At 45.6% G+C, this 1,005-nt stretch carries 7 tRNA genes; all 7 read right to left on the reverse strand.

The features are described from left to right. Positions 1 to 49 precede the first annotated feature (49 nt). The 7 genes from TEPIDINF_RS14660 to TEPIDINF_RS14690 all read right to left on the reverse strand — a co-directional run bounded on the left by TEPIDINF_RS14660 (position 50) and on the right by TEPIDINF_RS14690 (position 956). Positions 50 to 126 (reverse strand) — tRNA-Arg (locus TEPIDINF_RS14660). Between the two features lie 120 nt (positions 127 to 246). Next, positions 247 to 335, reverse strand: a tRNA-Leu gene (locus tag TEPIDINF_RS14665). A gap of 77 nt (positions 336 to 412) precedes the next feature. Then, positions 413 to 496 (reverse strand) — tRNA-Leu (locus TEPIDINF_RS14670). A gap of 9 nt (positions 497 to 505) precedes the next feature. Then, positions 506 to 581, reverse strand: a tRNA-Lys gene (locus TEPIDINF_RS14675). Positions 582 to 596: 15 nt separating this feature from the next. Then, positions 597 to 673, reverse strand: a tRNA-Asp gene (locus TEPIDINF_RS14680). A gap of 88 nt (positions 674 to 761) precedes the next feature. Next, positions 762 to 837, reverse strand: a tRNA-Thr gene (locus TEPIDINF_RS14685). 43 nt (positions 838 to 880) lie between these two features. Next, positions 881 to 956, reverse strand: a tRNA-Val gene (locus TEPIDINF_RS14690). Positions 957 to 1,005: the final 49 nt, after the last annotated feature.

Below are 1,005 nucleotides of genomic sequence, written 5' to 3' on the forward strand. Positions count from 1 at the left end.
CCCTGGTCCCAAACCAGGTGCTCTACCAAGCTGAGCCACACCCCGTAAATGGCGTGCCCTGAGAGATTCGAACTCCCGACCTTCTGATTCGTAGTCAGACACTCTATCCAGCTGAGCTAAGGGCACAAGTATTTTTGATTGTTAACAAAATTCGCATTGCTACACTCATTTTAAATAATGCACTTACAGTACAAAAATTATTTTCTAAGAATGATGTTAAATCGATGTTGTACTTAAAATTATAGATGGTGCCGAGGACCGGACTTGAACCGGTACGGTAGTCACCTACCGCAGGATTTTAAGTCCTGTGCGTCTGCCAATTCCGCCACCCCGGCACGTTAATGGAGCACTCTTCGAGTACAACGTTTTTTCTTAAGTAGAATGTAATTCGACGTAGTGCTCGAAATTATAATGGTGCGGGTGAAGGGAGTTGAACCCCCACGCCATAGGCGCTAGATCCTAAGTCTAGTGCGTCTGCCAATTCCGCCACACCCGCATATTTAAATGGTGAGCCATACAGGATTCGAACCTGTGACACCCTGATTAAAAGTCAGGTGCTCTACCTGCTGAGCTAATGGCTCATAAGAAATTTTATATGGCGGAGCTGACGGGATTCGAACCCGCGGTCTCCTGCGTGACAGGCAGGCATGTTAGGCCTCTACACCACAGCTCCATATAGTCAATTTTTATGGTGCACTCTTCGAGTACAACAATCTTCATGCAACATAGATGATAATTCGACATTGTAGCCTGATTTTTAATGGTGCCGGCAAGAGGACTTGAACCCCCAACCTACTGATTACAAGTCAGTTGCTCTACCAATTGAGCTACACCGGCTAACTTTATAACTAATAATTCAATACGATTACTTGAATTTTAATGGTGGACGATGACGGGATCGAACCGCCGACCCCCTGCTTGTAAGGCAGGTGCTCTCCCAGCTGAGCTAATCGTCCAAATACAGATTTCAGATGCCGGAAGTCGGATGTCAGATTTAATGTTTTT

This window comes from Tepidibacillus infernus, assembly GCF_048898065.1.
Classification (GTDB): domain Bacteria; phylum Bacillota; class Bacilli; order Tepidibacillales; family Tepidibacillaceae; genus Tepidibacillus_B; species Tepidibacillus_B infernus.